The organism is Tenacibaculum piscium (genome assembly GCF_021390755.1).
GTDB lineage: Bacteria > Bacteroidota > Bacteroidia > Flavobacteriales > Flavobacteriaceae > Polaribacter > Polaribacter piscius.
The window spans coordinates 151,873-167,211 of the sequence record NZ_JAJGWR010000005.1; the positions used below are offsets into that span (position 1 = coordinate 151,873).

Annotated in this window: 16 protein-coding genes; 8 read left to right on the plus strand and 8 right to left on the minus strand. The window is 31.2% G+C overall.

What is annotated here, in order from left to right; all coding sequences use genetic code 11:
• Positions 1-26: 26 nt before the first annotated feature.
• Complete coding sequence (locus tag L0U72_RS10050; protein WP_233899037.1) at positions 27-854, plus strand: glycosyltransferase family 2 protein; 828 nt, start codon at positions 27-29, stop codon at positions 852-854.
• A 2-nt stretch (positions 855-856) separates the two neighbouring features.
• Positions 857-1,936 carry a glycosyltransferase gene (locus L0U72_RS10055; RefSeq protein WP_233899038.1) on the plus strand — a complete coding sequence of 360 codons (1,080 nt, stop codon included), beginning with the start codon at positions 857-859 and terminating at the stop codon, positions 1,934-1,936.
• A gap of 79 nt (positions 1,937-2,015) precedes the next feature.
• Here L0U72_RS10055 and L0U72_RS10060 read toward each other — a convergent pair whose 3' ends face one another.
• The gene (locus L0U72_RS10060) at positions 2,016-2,831 is read right to left on the minus strand and encodes a 2,3,4,5-tetrahydropyridine-2,6-dicarboxylate N-succinyltransferase (RefSeq protein WP_233899039.1); all 816 of its coding nucleotides are present in this window, start codon (positions 2,829-2,831) and stop codon (positions 2,016-2,018) included.
• Positions 2,832-3,032: 201 nt separating this feature from the next.
• Here L0U72_RS10060 and ruvX point away from each other — a divergent pair, with 201 nt between their 5' ends.
• Genes ruvX through L0U72_RS10085 form a run of 5 tightly spaced genes read left to right on the plus strand, consistent with a single transcriptional unit; the run spans position 3,033 to position 6,076 of the window.
• The gene (gene ruvX / locus L0U72_RS10065) at positions 3,033-3,443 is read left to right on the plus strand and encodes a Holliday junction resolvase RuvX (protein WP_101917204.1); all 411 of its coding nucleotides are present in this window, start codon (positions 3,033-3,035) and stop codon (positions 3,441-3,443) included.
• Between the two features lie 53 nt (positions 3,444-3,496).
• Positions 3,497-4,084 carry a peptide deformylase gene (gene def, locus L0U72_RS10070; protein WP_233897142.1) on the plus strand — a complete coding sequence of 196 codons (588 nt, stop codon included), beginning with the start codon at positions 3,497-3,499 and terminating at the stop codon, positions 4,082-4,084.
• A gap of 33 nt (positions 4,085-4,117) precedes the next feature.
• Positions 4,118-4,537: a DUF5606 family protein gene (locus tag L0U72_RS10075; protein WP_101917206.1), complete on the plus strand. Its 420-nt coding sequence runs from the start codon at positions 4,118-4,120 to the stop codon at positions 4,535-4,537.
• Positions 4,538-4,540: 3 nt separating this feature from the next.
• Positions 4,541-5,320: a nucleoside triphosphate pyrophosphohydrolase gene (gene mazG, locus L0U72_RS10080; RefSeq protein WP_233899040.1), complete on the plus strand. Its 780-nt coding sequence runs from the start codon at positions 4,541-4,543 to the stop codon at positions 5,318-5,320.
• Positions 5,321-5,350: 30 nt separating this feature from the next.
• Complete coding sequence (locus L0U72_RS10085; protein WP_233899041.1) at positions 5,351-6,076, plus strand: SDR family NAD(P)-dependent oxidoreductase; 726 nt, start codon at positions 5,351-5,353, stop codon at positions 6,074-6,076.
• Here the strand turns inward: L0U72_RS10085 and priA are convergent.
• The 3 genes from priA to L0U72_RS10100 form a co-directional block, all read right to left on the minus strand.
• Positions 6,073-8,514 carry a replication restart helicase PriA gene (gene priA / locus L0U72_RS10090; RefSeq protein WP_233899042.1) on the minus strand — a complete coding sequence of 814 codons (2,442 nt, stop codon included), beginning with the start codon at positions 8,512-8,514 and terminating at the stop codon, positions 6,073-6,075. The genes L0U72_RS10085 and priA overlap by 4 nt on opposite strands.
• A 224-nt stretch (positions 8,515-8,738) precedes the next feature.
• Entirely contained in the window at positions 8,739-8,957 is a 219-nt protein-coding gene (locus L0U72_RS10095) for a VF530 family protein (RefSeq protein WP_101917210.1), read from the minus strand.
• Between the two features lie 54 nt (positions 8,958-9,011).
• Complete coding sequence (locus L0U72_RS10100) at positions 9,012-9,557, minus strand: TlpA family protein disulfide reductase (protein WP_193706472.1); 546 nt, start codon at positions 9,555-9,557, stop codon at positions 9,012-9,014.
• A 180-nt stretch (positions 9,558-9,737) separates the two neighbouring features.
• Between L0U72_RS10100 and gcvT the strand changes: the two genes are divergently transcribed.
• The gene (gcvT, locus tag L0U72_RS10105) at positions 9,738-10,820 is read left to right on the plus strand and encodes a glycine cleavage system aminomethyltransferase GcvT (protein ID WP_233899043.1); all 1,083 of its coding nucleotides are present in this window, start codon (positions 9,738-9,740) and stop codon (positions 10,818-10,820) included.
• An 89-nt stretch (positions 10,821-10,909) separates the two neighbouring features.
• On the opposite strand, the gene L0U72_RS10110 is transcribed toward gcvT, so the two are convergent.
• Genes L0U72_RS10110 through L0U72_RS10125 form a run of 4 tightly spaced genes read right to left on the minus strand, consistent with a single transcriptional unit; the run spans position 10,910 to position 15,244 of the window.
• Positions 10,910-12,019 (minus strand): efflux RND transporter periplasmic adaptor subunit, encoded by a 1,110-nt coding sequence (locus L0U72_RS10110; RefSeq protein WP_233899044.1) that lies wholly within the window; start codon positions 12,017-12,019, stop codon positions 10,910-10,912.
• Between the two features lie 49 nt (positions 12,020-12,068).
• Positions 12,069-13,286 (minus strand): ABC transporter permease, encoded by a 1,218-nt coding sequence (locus tag L0U72_RS10115; RefSeq protein WP_193706468.1) that lies wholly within the window; start codon positions 13,284-13,286, stop codon positions 12,069-12,071.
• Between the two features lie 15 nt (positions 13,287-13,301).
• Complete coding sequence (locus L0U72_RS10120; RefSeq protein WP_101917215.1) at positions 13,302-14,531, minus strand: ABC transporter permease; 1,230 nt, start codon at positions 14,529-14,531, stop codon at positions 13,302-13,304.
• Positions 14,532-14,533: 2 nt separating this feature from the next.
• Positions 14,534-15,244 carry an ABC transporter ATP-binding protein gene (locus L0U72_RS10125; protein WP_101917216.1) on the minus strand — a complete coding sequence of 237 codons (711 nt, stop codon included), beginning with the start codon at positions 15,242-15,244 and terminating at the stop codon, positions 14,534-14,536.
• Positions 15,245-15,339 lie beyond the last annotated feature (95 nt).

Genomic DNA, 15,339 nt, shown 5'->3' on the forward strand with positions numbered 1-15,339 from the left:
TACTTTTGAGGTAAATATTTTTTTTCATGAAAACTATTGAAATATCTATAATAATAACTACGTACAACGCAACAGCCTGGTTAGAAAAAGTTATTTGGGGATACCATCAACAGACCTTTACTAATTTTGAATTAGTAATTGCTGATGACGGTTCAAAAAAAGAAACCAAAGAACTTATTGATACCTTACGTAACGAAGTTTCTTTTCCAATTACCCACGTTTGGCATGAAGATAATGGTTTTCAAAAGACAATCATTTTAAATAAAGCACTTTTAAAAAGCAAAGGCGAGTATCTTATTATTTCTGACGGAGATTGTATTCCTAAAAAAGATTTTGTAGCAACCCATTATGAAATGCGAGAAAAAGGACGTTTTTTATCTGCTGCTTATTTTAAATTACCTTTAAATATTTCTGAATTAATAACCAAAGAAGATATTATTACCCAACGATGTTTCGATATTAATTGGCTTACAAAACACGGTTTAAAAAAAAGTTTCAAAAATAATAAACTAACTGCCAAAGGATTAAAACAAAAATTATTAAACAAATTCACACCTACAAGACCCACTTGGAATGGTGCAAATTCATCGGCATGGAAAAAAGATATTATTGCGGTAAATGGTTTTGATGAACGTATGCAATATGGCGGATTAGATGTTGAACTTGGTGAGCGATTATGCAACAATAACATCAAACCAAAACAAATACGATATAGTGCCGTTACCGTTCACTTAGACCATCCTAGAGGCTATGCAAATCCTGAAAGTTGGAAGCTAAATAATACTATTAGAGAAAATGTTAGAACAAAAAAAATAACATGGACAGATTACGGTATTATTAAAAAAAAGCAATAAAGATGAAAAGTTGCGTATTGTTTTGCCCTACCGATACTTGGGGTGGAATTGAAAAAAACGTAGTTGTAAGAGCTAAATTTTTAATAAAAAAAGGCTACAAGGTTTATGTCGTCATTTTAAAAGAAAAATTTCGTGAAAAATATGAAGTAATTCCTTATATTAACATCATTAATGTAAATGTTAGAGGTGGTGATATTAATGCATTTGTTATTTTTAATTATGCAAAAATATTAAAAAAAATAAAACCAGAAGTTGTTTTTGTTGCCTTAAAAAAAGATTGGTTTTTAGTTTCTTTTGCTTCAAAAATAGCGAAAGTTCCAAGAATCGTTTTATATTTAGGGATTTTACGAAAAATTAAAAACAATATTAAATATAATTTTGTTTTCAACACCTTAAAACCAATTGTTCTTGTTAATAGTAATTCTCTTAAAAATGATTTATTAAAAAATACACCGTTTTTTAATGATAAAAATTTATACAGAATTTATAACGGCTTTAATCTTCCAGAAATAAAAGGAGCAGCTTCCTTAAATTTAAAAGAAAAATTTAATTTATCTGAAGATAGTATTATTATTGGCTGTGTAGGAAGATTAAGTAATATGAAAGGTTTTGATTTGTTGCCTGAAATTTTAAGTAAATTACCCGACAATGTTCATATTGTAATTGCAGGTGAAGGAGATGAAAAACAAGAAATTGAAGCTAAAATAAAAAATAAAGGTCTTGAAAATAGGATACACTTTTTAGGACAACTTTCTGATATTCATACTTTATTTAGAAGTATCGATTTATTTTTATTATGTTCGAGAAAAGAAGGTATGGCAAATGTTCTTAATGAAGCGCTTAGTCATGGTTTACCTACTGTTTCAACAAAAGTATCTGGTAGTGAAGAATTATTAGGATATGGTAAATACGGTATTTTAACAGAAATCGAAGATGTTGATGCCATTGCAAAAGGATTACAAAAAATTATTTCAAAGGAAATTGTTTTTGATAAAAATGAATTGAGAAAATGGATACAAGATTCTTTTTCTATGGAACTTTTAGAAACAAAAACCGAAGAATTATTTTTTGAAAAACTTTAAGTATACTCAAGTAAAAAACGCACAAATAACTAATGATTTGTGCGTTTTTCATTATAAATAAGCCCCTTCAAAAAACATATTAAACCGCAACATCATACTCTCTCAAAGCATCATTTAACGACGTTTTTTTATTGGTACTTTCTTTACGTTTCCCAATAATTAAAGCACAAGGAACTTGAAATTCACCTGCTGGAAATTTCTTGGTATAACTTCCAGGAATCACTACCGAACGCGCAGGAACAACGCCTTTTGTTTCCACAGGTGTATCGCCCGTAACATCTATGATTTTAGTACTCATTGTTAATACAACATTTGCCCCTAAAACAGCTTCTTTTTCTATGCGAACACCTTCCACAACAATACAACGAGAACCGATAAAAGCACCATCTTCAATAATTACGGGAGCTGCTTGTAATGGCTCTAAAACACCACCAATTCCTACACCTCCTGATAAATGTACATTTTTACCAATCTGCGCACAAGAACCTACCGTAGCCCAAGTATCAACCATAGTACCTTCATCAACATACGCACCGATATTTACATAACTAGGCATTAAAATTGTTCCTGATGCAATGTACGCTCCATGACGTGCAACCGCATTTGGAACGACTCTAATTCCTTTTTCTGCAAAGTTTCTCTTTAATGGAATTTTATCATGATATTCAAAAATACCCGCCTCTAAAGTTTCCATTTTTTGAATCGGGAAATATAAAACAACCGCTTTTTTTACCCATTCATTTACTTGCCATCCAGAATCGGTTGGTTCTGCTACACGTAACGCACCAGAATCTAATAAATCAACCACTTTTCTAATAGCGTTAATAGTTGTTTCTTCTTGTAATAAAGCACGATTTTCCCACGCTTTTTCTATAATATCTTGTAATGCTGTCATCCTTTAATTATTAAATTTTTATGCAAATATAAAGCCTCTATAGCTATTGTATGCGAAGATACATTTTTTAAACAAATGCTTTTTTCTTGTTTAAATTATAGGGTTGCCTTTTTTATCCGAAGAAAAAAAATTGTAAAAAAATTATATCAGAATAATATTTTATAAAAAATTAAACTTTATGTTTGTGAAAAATAAAAACATTTGGGACGAGTTTTAGCCATCGATTTTGGTAAAAAAAGAACAGGAATTGCTGTTACTGACGAATTACAAATTATTGCATCAGGATTAACCACCGTTAATACAAAAGAACTAATTCCTTTTTTAAAAGACTATGTAAAAAAAGAAAATGTAAGCTTATTTATCATCGGAAAACCAAAGCAAATGGATAATTCTGATAGCCAAAGTGAAGCCTTAATTCTTCCATTTTTAGAAAAATTAACAAAAGCGATTCCAAATATCCCTGCAAAAAGAGAAGACGAACGTTTTACTTCAAAAATGGCGTTTCAAACCATGATTGATAGCGGACTCAACAAAAAACAACGTCAAAACAAGGCTTTAGTCGATGAAATAAGCGCTACAATCATCTTACAGTCGTATTTATACAACAAATAATTTTATACATAAACGATTCTTTGTATTTTCGTACTCTTAAAATTTAAAAACACATGATTTTACCCATTGTTGCTTACGGAGATCCCGTATTACGTAAAGTAGGAACAGAAATCGATAAAGACTATCCGCAGTTAGAAAAATTAATTGCCGATATGAAAGAAACAATGTACAACGCACAAGGTGTCGGATTAGCAGCACCACAAATCGGAAAAGATATTCGTTTATTTTTAATCGATGCCTCTCCTTTTGCTGATGATGAAGATTTATCCGAAGAAGATAGAAAAGCCTTAGAAAACTTTAATCATGTATTTATAAACGCTAAAATAATTAAAGAAGAAGGCGAAGAATGGACTTTTAATGAAGGCTGTTTAAGTATTCCGAATGTTCGTGAAGATGTTTCTCGTCAAGAAAAAATTACCATCGAATATCAAGATGAAAATTTTGACAAACATACCAACGTTTTAACAGGTTTAGCGGCACGTGTTTTTCAACATGAATACGATCATATTGACGGAATTTTATTTACGGATAAATTATCAACGTTAAAAAAACGATTGATTAAAAAGAAATTAGAAAACATATCAAAAGGAAAGGTTGACGCAGGTTACAGAATGCGTTTTCCAAATGCTAAGAAAAAATAGTCTTTTATATAAAGACACTAAAAACACCATAATATGGAATTTAATAAAGTTATAGCAGTTACTGGGAAACCAGGATTATTTGAAATTATTTCTCAAACAAAAACAGGCGTAATCGTTCGTTCAATTGTAGATGGAAAACGTTTTCCTATTGCAGCAACTCACAACGTGAGTTTATTAGAAAATATTGCAATTTATACCTATGAAGAAGAAGTGCCTTTAGCAGTTATTCTTAAAAGTATGGCTGAGAAACAAGAAGGTAAAGAAGCGCTTTCTCATAAAGAAAGTAACGATACTTTAATGGCTTATTTTGAAGAGATTTTACCAGGTTTTGATAAAGAACGTGTGTATGCTTCTAACATTAAAAAGGTTATTCAATGGTATAATACTTTAGCAGCAGCTAATTTCGATTTTAATACCTTACAAAAAGTAGCAACTCCAGAAGAAACTAAATAAATTATGAATACTCGTAAGCAACAATTAGACGCTTTTAACCGTTTGTTAGATATTATGGACGAGCTTCGTGAGAAGTGTCCGTGGGATAAAAAACAAACTTTAGAGAGTTTGCGTCATTTAACAATTGAAGAAACTTACGAATTAGCAGATGCTATTCTAGACAATGATTTAGAAGAAGTTAAAAAAGAATTAGGCGATGTGTTATTACACATCGTCTTTTATGCTAAAATTGGAAGCGAAAAAAAGGCGTTTGATATTGCCGATGTTGCAAATTCAATTTCTGATAAATTAATTCATCGTCATCCGCATATTTATAGTGATGTTGTGGTTAAAGATGAAGAAGAAGTAAAACGAAACTGGGAAAAACTAAAACTTAAAGAAGGTAAAACTTCTGTTTTAGAAGGTGTTCCAAAAAGTTTACCTGCCTTAGTAAAAGCAAGTAGAATTCAAGAAAAAGTTGCTGGCGTTGGTTTCGATTGGGAAGAACCTCAACAGGTTTGGGAAAAAGTTCAAGAAGAAATTTCAGAACTAAACGAAGAGATAAAAGCCGATAATAAAGAAAATATCGAAAAAGAATTTGGAGATGTTTTATTTTCAATGATTAACTACGCTCGTTTTATTAAAGTAAATCCAGAAAATGCTTTAGAAAAAACGAATAAAAAATTTATCAATCGTTTTCAATTTTTAGAAGAAGCAGCTAAAAAAGAAGGTAAAGAACTTTCTGATATGTCATTAACAGAAATGGATGTTTATTGGGAAAAATCAAAAGAATTTTTCAGATAATTATTATAGTTATTCTTTATATTTACCTTTATGAATATAATTATTATTACTGGCGGAAGTAAAGGAATTGGAAAAGCATTAACTAAAAAATATGCTTCTGAAAATTATCAGGTAATTTCTTTAGCTAGAACTTCATCCAAAGTAAAAAATGCACAACATATTTCTGTTGATTTATCTGATATTAAAGTAACTGAAAATGTCTTTAATACACTTTTAAATACAATAATCAATCAGAAAATCACTTCAATCACCTTAGTTAATAACGCTGGAAGATTAGGTAAAATAGCTAATTTAGAAAATTTAGAAGCCAATGACATTTCTAAATCTATTCAATTAAATGTTACTACGCCACTTATTTTATCGAGCTTATTTATCAAAAAGATACAATATTTAACTTGTAAAAAACAAATCATTAATATTTCATCTGGCGCAGCCAAAAAACCGTATGAAGGTTGGAGCGTTTATTGTTCTTCAAAAACGGCAATCGATATGCTAACAAAAACCATCGCCTTAGAACAAGCCGAACTTCAAAATGGCGTAAAATGTATAGCAATTTACCCTGGCGTTGTTGCCACGGATATGCAAATACAAATCAGAAACACCAACGAAACTGATTTTAAAAATGTACAGCGTTTTATCGATTTAATGAAAAATAAAGAATTATATACGCCTAAATTTGTTGCCGATACTATTTATAAAATTGATATTGAAAATCAGTTGAGTAATGGCGATGTTTTTGATATTCGGAATATTTAATACGCATCTACATCTATAATAAAACGAATCGACCTAAAATCTTTCACACTTTCAAAAGAATTTTTCACCCTAATAATTTGTTCTTTTGTTTTTACTAACGATTGTTTTGGCGGAATTTTAATCACTAAATTTTTAATATACAAATTTCGAACACGCGATACTGCTGGCGTTGTTGGTCCTAATACATTTTCAGCAAACACATTTTGTAATGATTTTACCAGCCAATTTGCACCCGTTTCTACACGAACAGAATCTTTGTGTTTTAGCGTAATTTTAATCAATTTAAAATATGGTGGATACTTAAAATTCCAACGTTCCTGCAATTGTTCTTTGTACATTTCGGCGTAATTAGTAGTCGAAACTTGCTGTAATATTTGATGATTCGGATTATAGGTTTGTATCGCAACATTTCCTTGTTTTTTGCTACGTCCTGCCCTACCCGACACCTGAACCATTAATTGATACGCTCTTTCGTGGGCTCTAAAATCAGGAAAATTTAACATAGAATCGGCACTTAAAATACCTACTAACGATACATTTTCAAAATCCAAGCCTTTCGATAACATTTGTGTTCCTACTAAAATATCAATTTCTTGCGCCTCAAAGGCACCAATTATTTTTTGATAGCCGTATTTTCCTCGTGTGGTATCTAAATCCATTCTTCCGATGTTATAATCAGGAAATAAGGTTTTTAGTTCTAGCTCAATTTGCTCTGTTCCAAAGCCTTTTGTATCAAGCGTTGTACTTCCACAAGCACCGCAATTATTAGGCATCGCTCGTTGATAATTACAATAATGACATTTTAATTCTCGTCTAAATTTATGGAATGTTAAACTCACATCACAATTTGGACATTCTGGAGAAATACCACAGGTTGTACATTCGACAACGGGAGAAAAACCACGCCTATTTTGAAATAAAATAACTTGTTCTTTTTGCTCCAAAGCTTCGGAAATCATGGTTAATAATCTATCCGAAAAATGCCCTTTCATTTGCTTTTTCCGTTGCTTTTCTTTGATATCAATCAGTTCGATTTTTGGCAGTTGAATATTTCCAAAACGACGGGTTAATTCAACAAAACCATATTTATTTTGCTGGGCATTAAAATAACTTTCTAACGATGGCGTTGCCGAACCTAACAATACTTTTGCCTTATGTAAATGTCCTAAAACAATTGCCGAATCTCGGGCATTATAACGCGGCGATGGTTCAAATTGTTTGTAAGAAGTTTCATGCTCCTCATCAACCACAATTAAACCTAAATTTGAAAAAGGCAAAAACCCTGATGAACGAGCGCCTAAAATAATTTGTGCTTTTGGTTTATTTTCTAAGACATTATTCCACACTTCTACCCGCTCATTCATCGAATATTTTGAATGAAATACCGATATTAAATTACCAAAATAACGTTCTAATCGGCTAATTATTTGTGTTGTTAACGCGATTTCTGGCAATAAAAACAAAACTTGCTTGCCTTCTGCGATTACTTCTTTTATCAATTTTACATAAATTTCTGTTTTTCCAGAACCTGTAACGCCGTGTAATAAAGTTACATTTTGGGTTTCAAAAGATGTTTTAATTTCTTTAAAAGATTGCTGTTGAAACTCGTTTAATTCTTTTATTTGATTGGTTGTTCCTTCAAAATTAATTCTATCAGTTTGAATTTGATAAAACTCAAAAATATCTTTATCGACTAAGGCTTTTAAAATTGCCGAAGATACGCCTGATTTCTCTTCTAAATCTTTTACTTTGATGGGTTTTTTACTACTTGCTAATTGAAAATAAGTTAGCAATGCTTCTCGCTGTTTTTTTGCTTTTGATAACTTTTCTAGTAATTCCTGAAGTTCTTTATTTGATTGATATATCGTATTTAAACGAACATATTTTACTAATTTCGGTTTGTAGGTTTGATAAATTTCTTCTTTGATAAAAGCGACTTCTTTCTGAATTAAAGAATCAATAATTGGTAAAACTGTTTTTTTACTGATGATATTTGCAACTTCATGAATTGTCAATTCGGAGCTATTTTGTAGGGCTTCAAAAATTAAAAATTCATCATCGGTTAAAACGGTTTCATCGGTAAAAGTGTCATTTTTATAGATAATTGTTTCACTTTCCAACATAAAAGCCGACGGCAACGAAGCTCTATAAACATCGCCTAACGAACACATATAATAACTCGAAATCCATTGCCAATGCATTAATTGACGCTCATTTACAATAGGCGTTTCATCTAAAATTTGATAAATATCTTTAGCTTTATATAATACTGGCTCATTTTGATGGATATCAAAAACAAGTGCCGTATAAATTTTACTTTTTCCGAAAGGAACTGCGACTCGCATTCCTTTTTTTAGAAACGAAAACTCTGCTTCATTTACAGAATACGTAAATGTTTTCTCTAATGGTCTAGGCAATATAACGTCGATGAAATACATGGTTACTTCTAGTAATTTTTCGGTTGAATTAGTTATATAATTTACACTTCACAGGTTTTTAAAAGCTGTGAAGTGTTATTATGCTTATTATATTCGCTATTTTTCTAAATTAGTAAAAAACCTAGCCCCGATTGAAGCAATTGTTTGAGCTCTTTTTTATTTTTTCCTTCAAAAAAATAAAAAAAGCGAGTGCGGAAAGCGGGAAATAGCTCCAAAAAATAAAATTAACTTATAAATTTCAAGTAAAAATTCTCTACTTTGGTTCTAGCCCAAGGCGTTGTTCTCAAAAATTTCAAACTCGATTTTAATGTCGGATTATTTTTAAAACAGTTTAAATTTAAAATTTCTCCTAATTCTTGCCAACCATATTCTAAATATAGTTCTTCTAACATGGTGGCTAATTTTATTCCGTGAAGCGGATTATTTGGTTGTTCTTGGCTCATATTTTGCTCCTAATTTTATCTGAAAAAGCAAAAATAACGGTTCTAGTTGATTAATTACTTGATTAATTCATCTAATAATGTTCTTACTTTCTTACTATTCCAGTTTGATGCGCCTTTTTTATCGGCAATAATATGTCCTTTTTTATCGATTATAAAAGTCGCAGGAATCGAACTACTTTTTAATTCTGGTGGCGTATCGGTAATGCCCGTGTAGGTTGGTAAATTATAGTTTTTTTCAACGTAAAAATCTGAAATAGTATTCCAATTTTCATTATTTACAAAAATAAAAGTTACCTCATCTTTGTAATCATCATATAATTTTTGAATACTTGGCATTTCTGCGATGCACGGCGGACACCAAGTTGCCCAAAAATTAACGAAAATAACCTTGTTTTTTGTTTGATTAAAATCTAAATCCGAAGTATTTAATCCTTTTAAATTCCAATGATAATCTTTTAATTGTACGCTATTTTCAACCGAAATTACCGATGGTGAAAAAGAAATTAATCGAATAAAATAAACTTTTGTCGGCGGATATAATAACAAGCCAATTACGATTACAAATAAAATATTTGTACTGTTTTTTTTGATGAAATTCATTGTTGTTCTGTTTATTTATTTCGTATTTATTTTTACTTTGTCTTATTTATGATATTCTTTTTAAGCCTTTTTTAAAAAATAAAGATAAAAAATATTATATCTAAAATTAGATAATATAAAGCTATTTATTTTGTCATTTTTTCAATATTTTAGCAAGACTTTAAAATAAACAATTTTAGAATGAAAAATACTGCATTAACACATATTCACGAAGCTTTAGGAGCAAAAATAGTTCCTTTTGCTGGTTATAACATGCCTGTACAATACGATGGTATCAATATAGAACACGAAACGGTTAGAAAAGGCGTTGGTGTTTTTGATGTAAGTCATATGGGTGAATTTTTCTTAAAAGGAGAAAACGCCTTGGCTTTAATTCAAAAAATTGCTACTAATGATGCTTCAAAATTAGTTCCTGGTAAAGCGCAATATAGCTGTATGCCAAATGCTGATGGCGGAATTGTAGATGATTTAATTATTTACATGATTGCTGAAAATGAGTATATGTTGGTGGTAAACGCATCTAACATCGAAAAGGATTGGAATTGGATTTCTAGCCATAACGACTTAAATGTTGAAATGGAAAACCGCTCTGATGATTGGTCTTTATTAGCGATTCAAGGTCCTAAGGCTGTAGAAGCAATGCAATCGTTAACGGATGTAAATTTATCAACTATTAAGTTTTACACTTTTGAAATTGCTGATTTTGCAGGGATTCCTAATGTAATTGTTTCGGCAACAGGTTACACAGGTTCTGGAGGATTTGAAATTTATGTAAAAAATAAAGATGTAGAAGCACTTTGGAAAAAGGTTTTTGAAGCTGGTGCAGACTGGGGAATTAAACCAATCGGTTTAGCGGCGCGTGATACCTTACGTTTAGAAATGGGATATTGTTTATATGGTAACGATATCGATGACACAACTTCTCCGTTAGAAGCTGGTTTAGGTTGGATTACAAAATTCACGAAAGATTTCGTAAATGCAGAAGCGTTAAAAGCTCAAAAAGAAGCGGGTGTTACTAAAAAATTAGTGGCTTTTGAATTAACAGAACGTGGGATTCCTCGTCATGATTATGAAATTGTTGATGCTGATGGAACTGTAATTGGTCGTGTAACTTCTGGAACGATGAGTCCTTCTTTAGGAAAAGGAATCGGTTTAGGATATGTTACTGTTGAAAATTCAAAAGTAGATACTGCTATTTTTATTCAAGTTCGTAAAAAACAAATTCCTGCAAAAGTGGTTAAATTACCTTTTTACAAAGGATAAAAAAATTTAAATTTCATACATTTTTTATAGTATCAAAAAGCAACTCTTTTAAGTAGGAGTTGCTTTTTTTTATGATTTTTCATGATTTTTTAGTCTTTGAAATCTTTTTCTTCTTTGGTTATTTTATTCCAGATTTTAAGTTCATCAGAAGCAGTTACACCGTCTAAAATTTCGACATTGATACCATCAGAAATTCCTAACGTAATATTTTTTCTTTCAAACTCTTGTTCGCCTATTTTTACTTCTACGTATGGTTTCTCTGTTTTTTCATCAAACTGTAACAATGCTTCTTTAATGGATAAAACACTATCTTTTTTAGCTAAAACAATTTCGGCATTTGCACTGTATCCTGCTCTAATAAAATACGTATCATCTAGGGTTACAGATGCTTTTATTTTAAATTGTACCGCACCTGCTTCATCGGTTCCTTTTGGGGCGATAAAATTCAATACAGCAGGGAATTTTTTATTTTCGATAGCTCCTAAAGCGATGTCAATTTTCGTTCCTTTGACTAATTTTCCAACTTCTGATTCATCTACTTTTCCTTCGAAAATCATTTTTGTCATATCGGCAATTCGAGCGATTGTTGTTCCTGCATTAAAATCGTTTGCTTGTGTAACTTGCGTTCCTTTTTTAACAGGGATTTCGATAATCATTCCTGAAGTTGTCGCTCTAACACTTGTATTTGCTTGTGTTCCTAAGCCTTTTGTTGTTCCTTTTTTGATAATATCTCTATCTGATTTTGCATTTGATAGCGACTGTTTTGCATTATTATAATTTAGTATTGAAGTTTCAAATTCTTGACGAGCAATCACTCCTTTTTCCAATAGATTTTTATTTCTATCGAATTGAATTTTGGCATTATTAAAGGAAATTTGAGCATTTTTGATGCGACCATTTGCACTATTCAGCGCAGATAAATTTGGCACAACGCTTACAGTTGCGATTAAATCTCCTGTTTTTACAATCGTACCTTCTTGGACTAGTATTTCTGATAAAATTCCTGCAATTTGCGGTTTTATTTCTACTTCATCTAAAGGTACAACGTTTCCTGTTGCCACTGTTTTTTTGATAATGGTTGCTTTAAAAGGTTTTTCGGTTTCGTACTTTATAGGAGATTCGCTATTTTTTTTACCAAACCATATCAGTACGATAACCAATGCAACAGCTATTGAGCCAAAAATGAGTATTTTTTTCATTTGAATTTATTATTTTTAAAGATTGCTAAATTTAGTATTGATTTATTATTTATTCTTCTCTTAACGCTTCAATAGGTTGAATTATAGTCGCCATATACGCTGGAATAAAACCGATACACGTACCTAAAATAATCAGAACGGCATAGGCGATTAGTACAATTGGAATATCAACCGTTGGATTTGTTAATAAATCTAAGGCGTCAATAATCATCAAAATTACACCGCCTGCAATAATTCCTAATGAACCTGCTAAAAGTGTCAAAAAAACCGATTCTAAAACGATTTGTTGGCGTATTTTCAAGGGTGTTGCTCCTAATGCTCTACGGATTCCTATTTCTTTGGTACGTTCTTTTACGGTAATCAACAAAATATTTCCGATTGCAAAAACACCTGCAATTAACGTTGCGATTCCTACAAACCACGTTAAAAATTGCATTCCAGTTAAAAAACCTGTTACTTTTGCTATTTCTTTTCCTAAATTAAAACCATTAAATGCGCTAGTATCTTGAGGATGAATTTTATGAATAGTTCGTAATAATCCTTTTACATCCGCTTCGACTTGTTCAATATCTGCTGTTTTCTTTGCGGTAACGACCATCCATTCAAATTTATTTCCTTTATTATAGACCAATTTAAAAGTACTAAAAGGAAGATGAACATTATTGGTTCCTTCAAATCGACTTGGTTTATAAATACCGATTACTTTATAATTTATATTATTTATTTTCAGATAATTACCAACAGATTCTTCATTTTTATCATATAATTGTTTGTAAACTTCGGAGCTAATCACGCATACTTTTCTATTTTCATCAATATCATTTTGATTGATAAAACGTCCTTGTGTTAGGTTTTTCTTTTGAATTTTATCTAATAATGGAAAATCGCCATAAATACTGAGTGTTGCTTTTTTCAATCCATTGATAACCAATCCTGCGGTTACATTTCTAGGTACAACAATTTCAATTCCTTTAATTGCTGTTCTAATTTTTTGAACATCGTTGGTCGTTAGGGTGATTTGTCTTCCTTTTTGAAATCCTTTAAATGCTTTGGATGTTTTTCCGCCTGTCATAAAAAAACTATTGGTAGCAAAATCTCCAAATAGATTATTAAAACCATTTTCAATTCCTTTGGCTGCGCCTAGTAAACCGACTAATAATAAAATCCCCCAGAAAGCACCAAAAATAGTAATTACGGTACGTGTTTTATTTTTACGAATACTTTCGTATATTTCTTGCCAACTATCTTTATCAAATAAAAATTTCATTTTTTCGGGGCTTTTTTAGCTAGCATTTAAAGCGATTATTGGTTTAATTCTAGCGGCTTTTTTTGCGGGTAAATACCCTGCAATAACGCCTGATATAATTAGCGTAATGGTTGCTCCAATAACAACGGGCGTTGAAACTCCAGGGTTTACAATAAAATATTTTTCTAAACTTGGCGATGCTATTTTTAAGATTCCAATTCCCAGAATTAATCCTAAATATCCCGATAGCGTTGTTATAAAAACGGCTTCTAGCATAATCATCGAAATAATTGCTTTTGGCGTTGCTCCTACTGCCTTTCGAATCCCTAATTCCTTAGTGCGTTCCTTTACAATATACACCATAATATTACTAATTCCGACCACACCAGCAATGAGCGTTCCCAAACCGATAATCAAAATTAAAATACTTAAAACAACCATCATCGTGGCTACTTTCTTGTTGCTTTCTGCATAATTATTTACTGAAATTCCTCTTTGATCATTTGGAGAAACATGGTGTTTCTTTTTTAATTCTTTATGCATTTTTGTACTAAAAGCAATCGCTTGTTCAACGCTTAATGAAGGATTATAGGTCATTCCAAACATATCAACGTTATCATTATTACCATAAATTTGTTGCATTGTTGAAAAAGGCAGATAAATAAAACGTTCATCAGTATCGCCTCCTGCATCAGCAAAAACACCGATTATTTTATACATAACGCCATCAATATTGAGTAATTTTGTGTAGGCTGGTATTTCTCCAAATAAATCTTTTGCGACCATACGCCCAATAACGGCTACTTTTGTTTTTTGATGAATATCTTTTAAATTCAAAAAACGTCCTGCTGTAATGGTTGCAGATTCTAAGAAATCATACTTCGGATAGACTCCTCGAATGGCGTAATTATTTTCAGTTGTTTTATACACTACCGATGCGGTTCTTTGCAAACGAGGGCTTATCATTTGAATTTTATCGGCATATTTTTCTTTTAAAAAATCAAAATCATCATTTTTAAATTGAATTTTGCGTCCTATTTGGTTTCCTTTAAATGCTTTTGTTGTTTTATTGGAAGTGATATAAATGGAATTAATTGCATCTTTAGCAAACTGATTTTTAAAGGTATTTTCAAGTCCGTTACCGATTCCGAAGAGCAAGGTAAAAAGTAGAATCGCAAAAGCCACGGTAAATCCAGAGAGTATCGACCTTAATTTATTTTTACGGATGCTTTGTAATATTTCTTGCCAACGGTCTAAATCAAACATATTTAAATTGCTTTAGATTTAACGTTATTTTCCGATTTTCCCGTTAATTCATCGCTGATAATAACGCCATCTTTTAAACGTACGATTCTCTTAGTTTCTGCTGCAACTTCTTCTTCGTGCGTAATTACAAAAACGGTCATTCCTTCTTGATTTATTTCTTTTAATAATGCAATAACGGCATCGGTTGTTGTCGAATCTAAAGCTCCTGTGGGTTCATCAGCCAATATCACTTTTGGTTTTGTAACCAAGGCTCTAGCGATTGCCACTCGTTGTTTTTGTCCTCCAGAGAGTTCATTAGGCAAATGATTTGCCCATTTTTTCAAGCCTACTTTATCTAAATATTCCAAGGCAATTTTGGCTCTTTCTTTTCTTCCAATTCCTTTGTAATATAAAGGCAATGCTACATTTTCTAATGCTGTTTTGTAAGCAATTAAGTTAAACGATTGAAAAATAAAACCTAAGAATTTATTGCGTAAAAGTGCGGCTTTTGTTTCGTTTAAATTTTCGATTAACTCGCCATTTAGATAATACGTTCCTTGGTCATGCGTATCTAACAAGCCTACGATATTTAATAACGTTGATTTTCCTGAACCAGAAGATCCCATAATTGATACAAATTCACCTTCTTTAATATGTAAATTTAATCCTTTTAAAACATGGAGGGATTCTTTACCAATTGGATACGATTTATGTAAGTTTTCTATTCGAATCATTCGAGGAATATTAGTAGTTGATTTTTACTAAACAACAAGACGTTGAATTTTGATGAATGTTACAAAATATTCTTGTAATTTTACATAAATCTTGC

Bases quoted from the DNA above. Each gene is read 5' to 3' on its own strand.
- L0U72_RS10050 (WP_233899037.1), top strand. From the start codon at position 27: ATGAAAACTATTGAAATATCTATAATAATAACTACGTACAACGCAACA.
- L0U72_RS10055 (WP_233899038.1), top strand. From the start codon at position 857: ATGAAAAGTTGCGTATTGTTTTGCCCTACCGATACTTGGGGTGGAATT.
- L0U72_RS10060 (WP_233899039.1), bottom strand. From the start codon at position 2,831: ATGACAGCATTACAAGATATTATAGAAAAAGCGTGGGAAAATCGTGCT.
- def (WP_233897142.1), top strand. From the start codon at position 3,497: ATGATTTTACCCATTGTTGCTTACGGAGATCCCGTATTACGTAAAGTA.
- L0U72_RS10075 (WP_101917206.1), top strand. From the start codon at position 4,118: ATGGAATTTAATAAAGTTATAGCAGTTACTGGGAAACCAGGATTATTT.
- mazG (WP_233899040.1), top strand. From the start codon at position 4,541: ATGAATACTCGTAAGCAACAATTAGACGCTTTTAACCGTTTGTTAGAT.
- L0U72_RS10085 (WP_233899041.1), top strand. From the start codon at position 5,351: ATGAATATAATTATTATTACTGGCGGAAGTAAAGGAATTGGAAAAGCA.
- priA (WP_233899042.1), bottom strand. From the start codon at position 8,514: ATGTATTTCATCGACGTTATATTGCCTAGACCATTAGAGAAAACATTT.
- L0U72_RS10095 (WP_101917210.1), bottom strand. From the start codon at position 8,957: ATGAGCCAAGAACAACCAAATAATCCGCTTCACGGAATAAAATTAGCC.
- L0U72_RS10100 (WP_193706472.1), bottom strand. From the start codon at position 9,557: ATGAATTTCATCAAAAAAAACAGTACAAATATTTTATTTGTAATCGTA.
- gcvT (WP_233899043.1), top strand. From the start codon at position 9,738: ATGAAAAATACTGCATTAACACATATTCACGAAGCTTTAGGAGCAAAA.
- L0U72_RS10110 (WP_233899044.1), bottom strand. From the start codon at position 12,019: ATGAAAAAAATACTCATTTTTGGCTCAATAGCTGTTGCATTGGTTATC.
- L0U72_RS10115 (WP_193706468.1), bottom strand. From the start codon at position 13,286: ATGAAATTTTTATTTGATAAAGATAGTTGGCAAGAAATATACGAAAGT.
- L0U72_RS10120 (WP_101917215.1), bottom strand. From the start codon at position 14,531: ATGTTTGATTTAGACCGTTGGCAAGAAATATTACAAAGCATCCGTAAA.
- L0U72_RS10125 (WP_101917216.1), bottom strand. From the start codon at position 15,244: ATGATTCGAATAGAAAACTTACATAAATCGTATCCAATTGGTAAAGAA.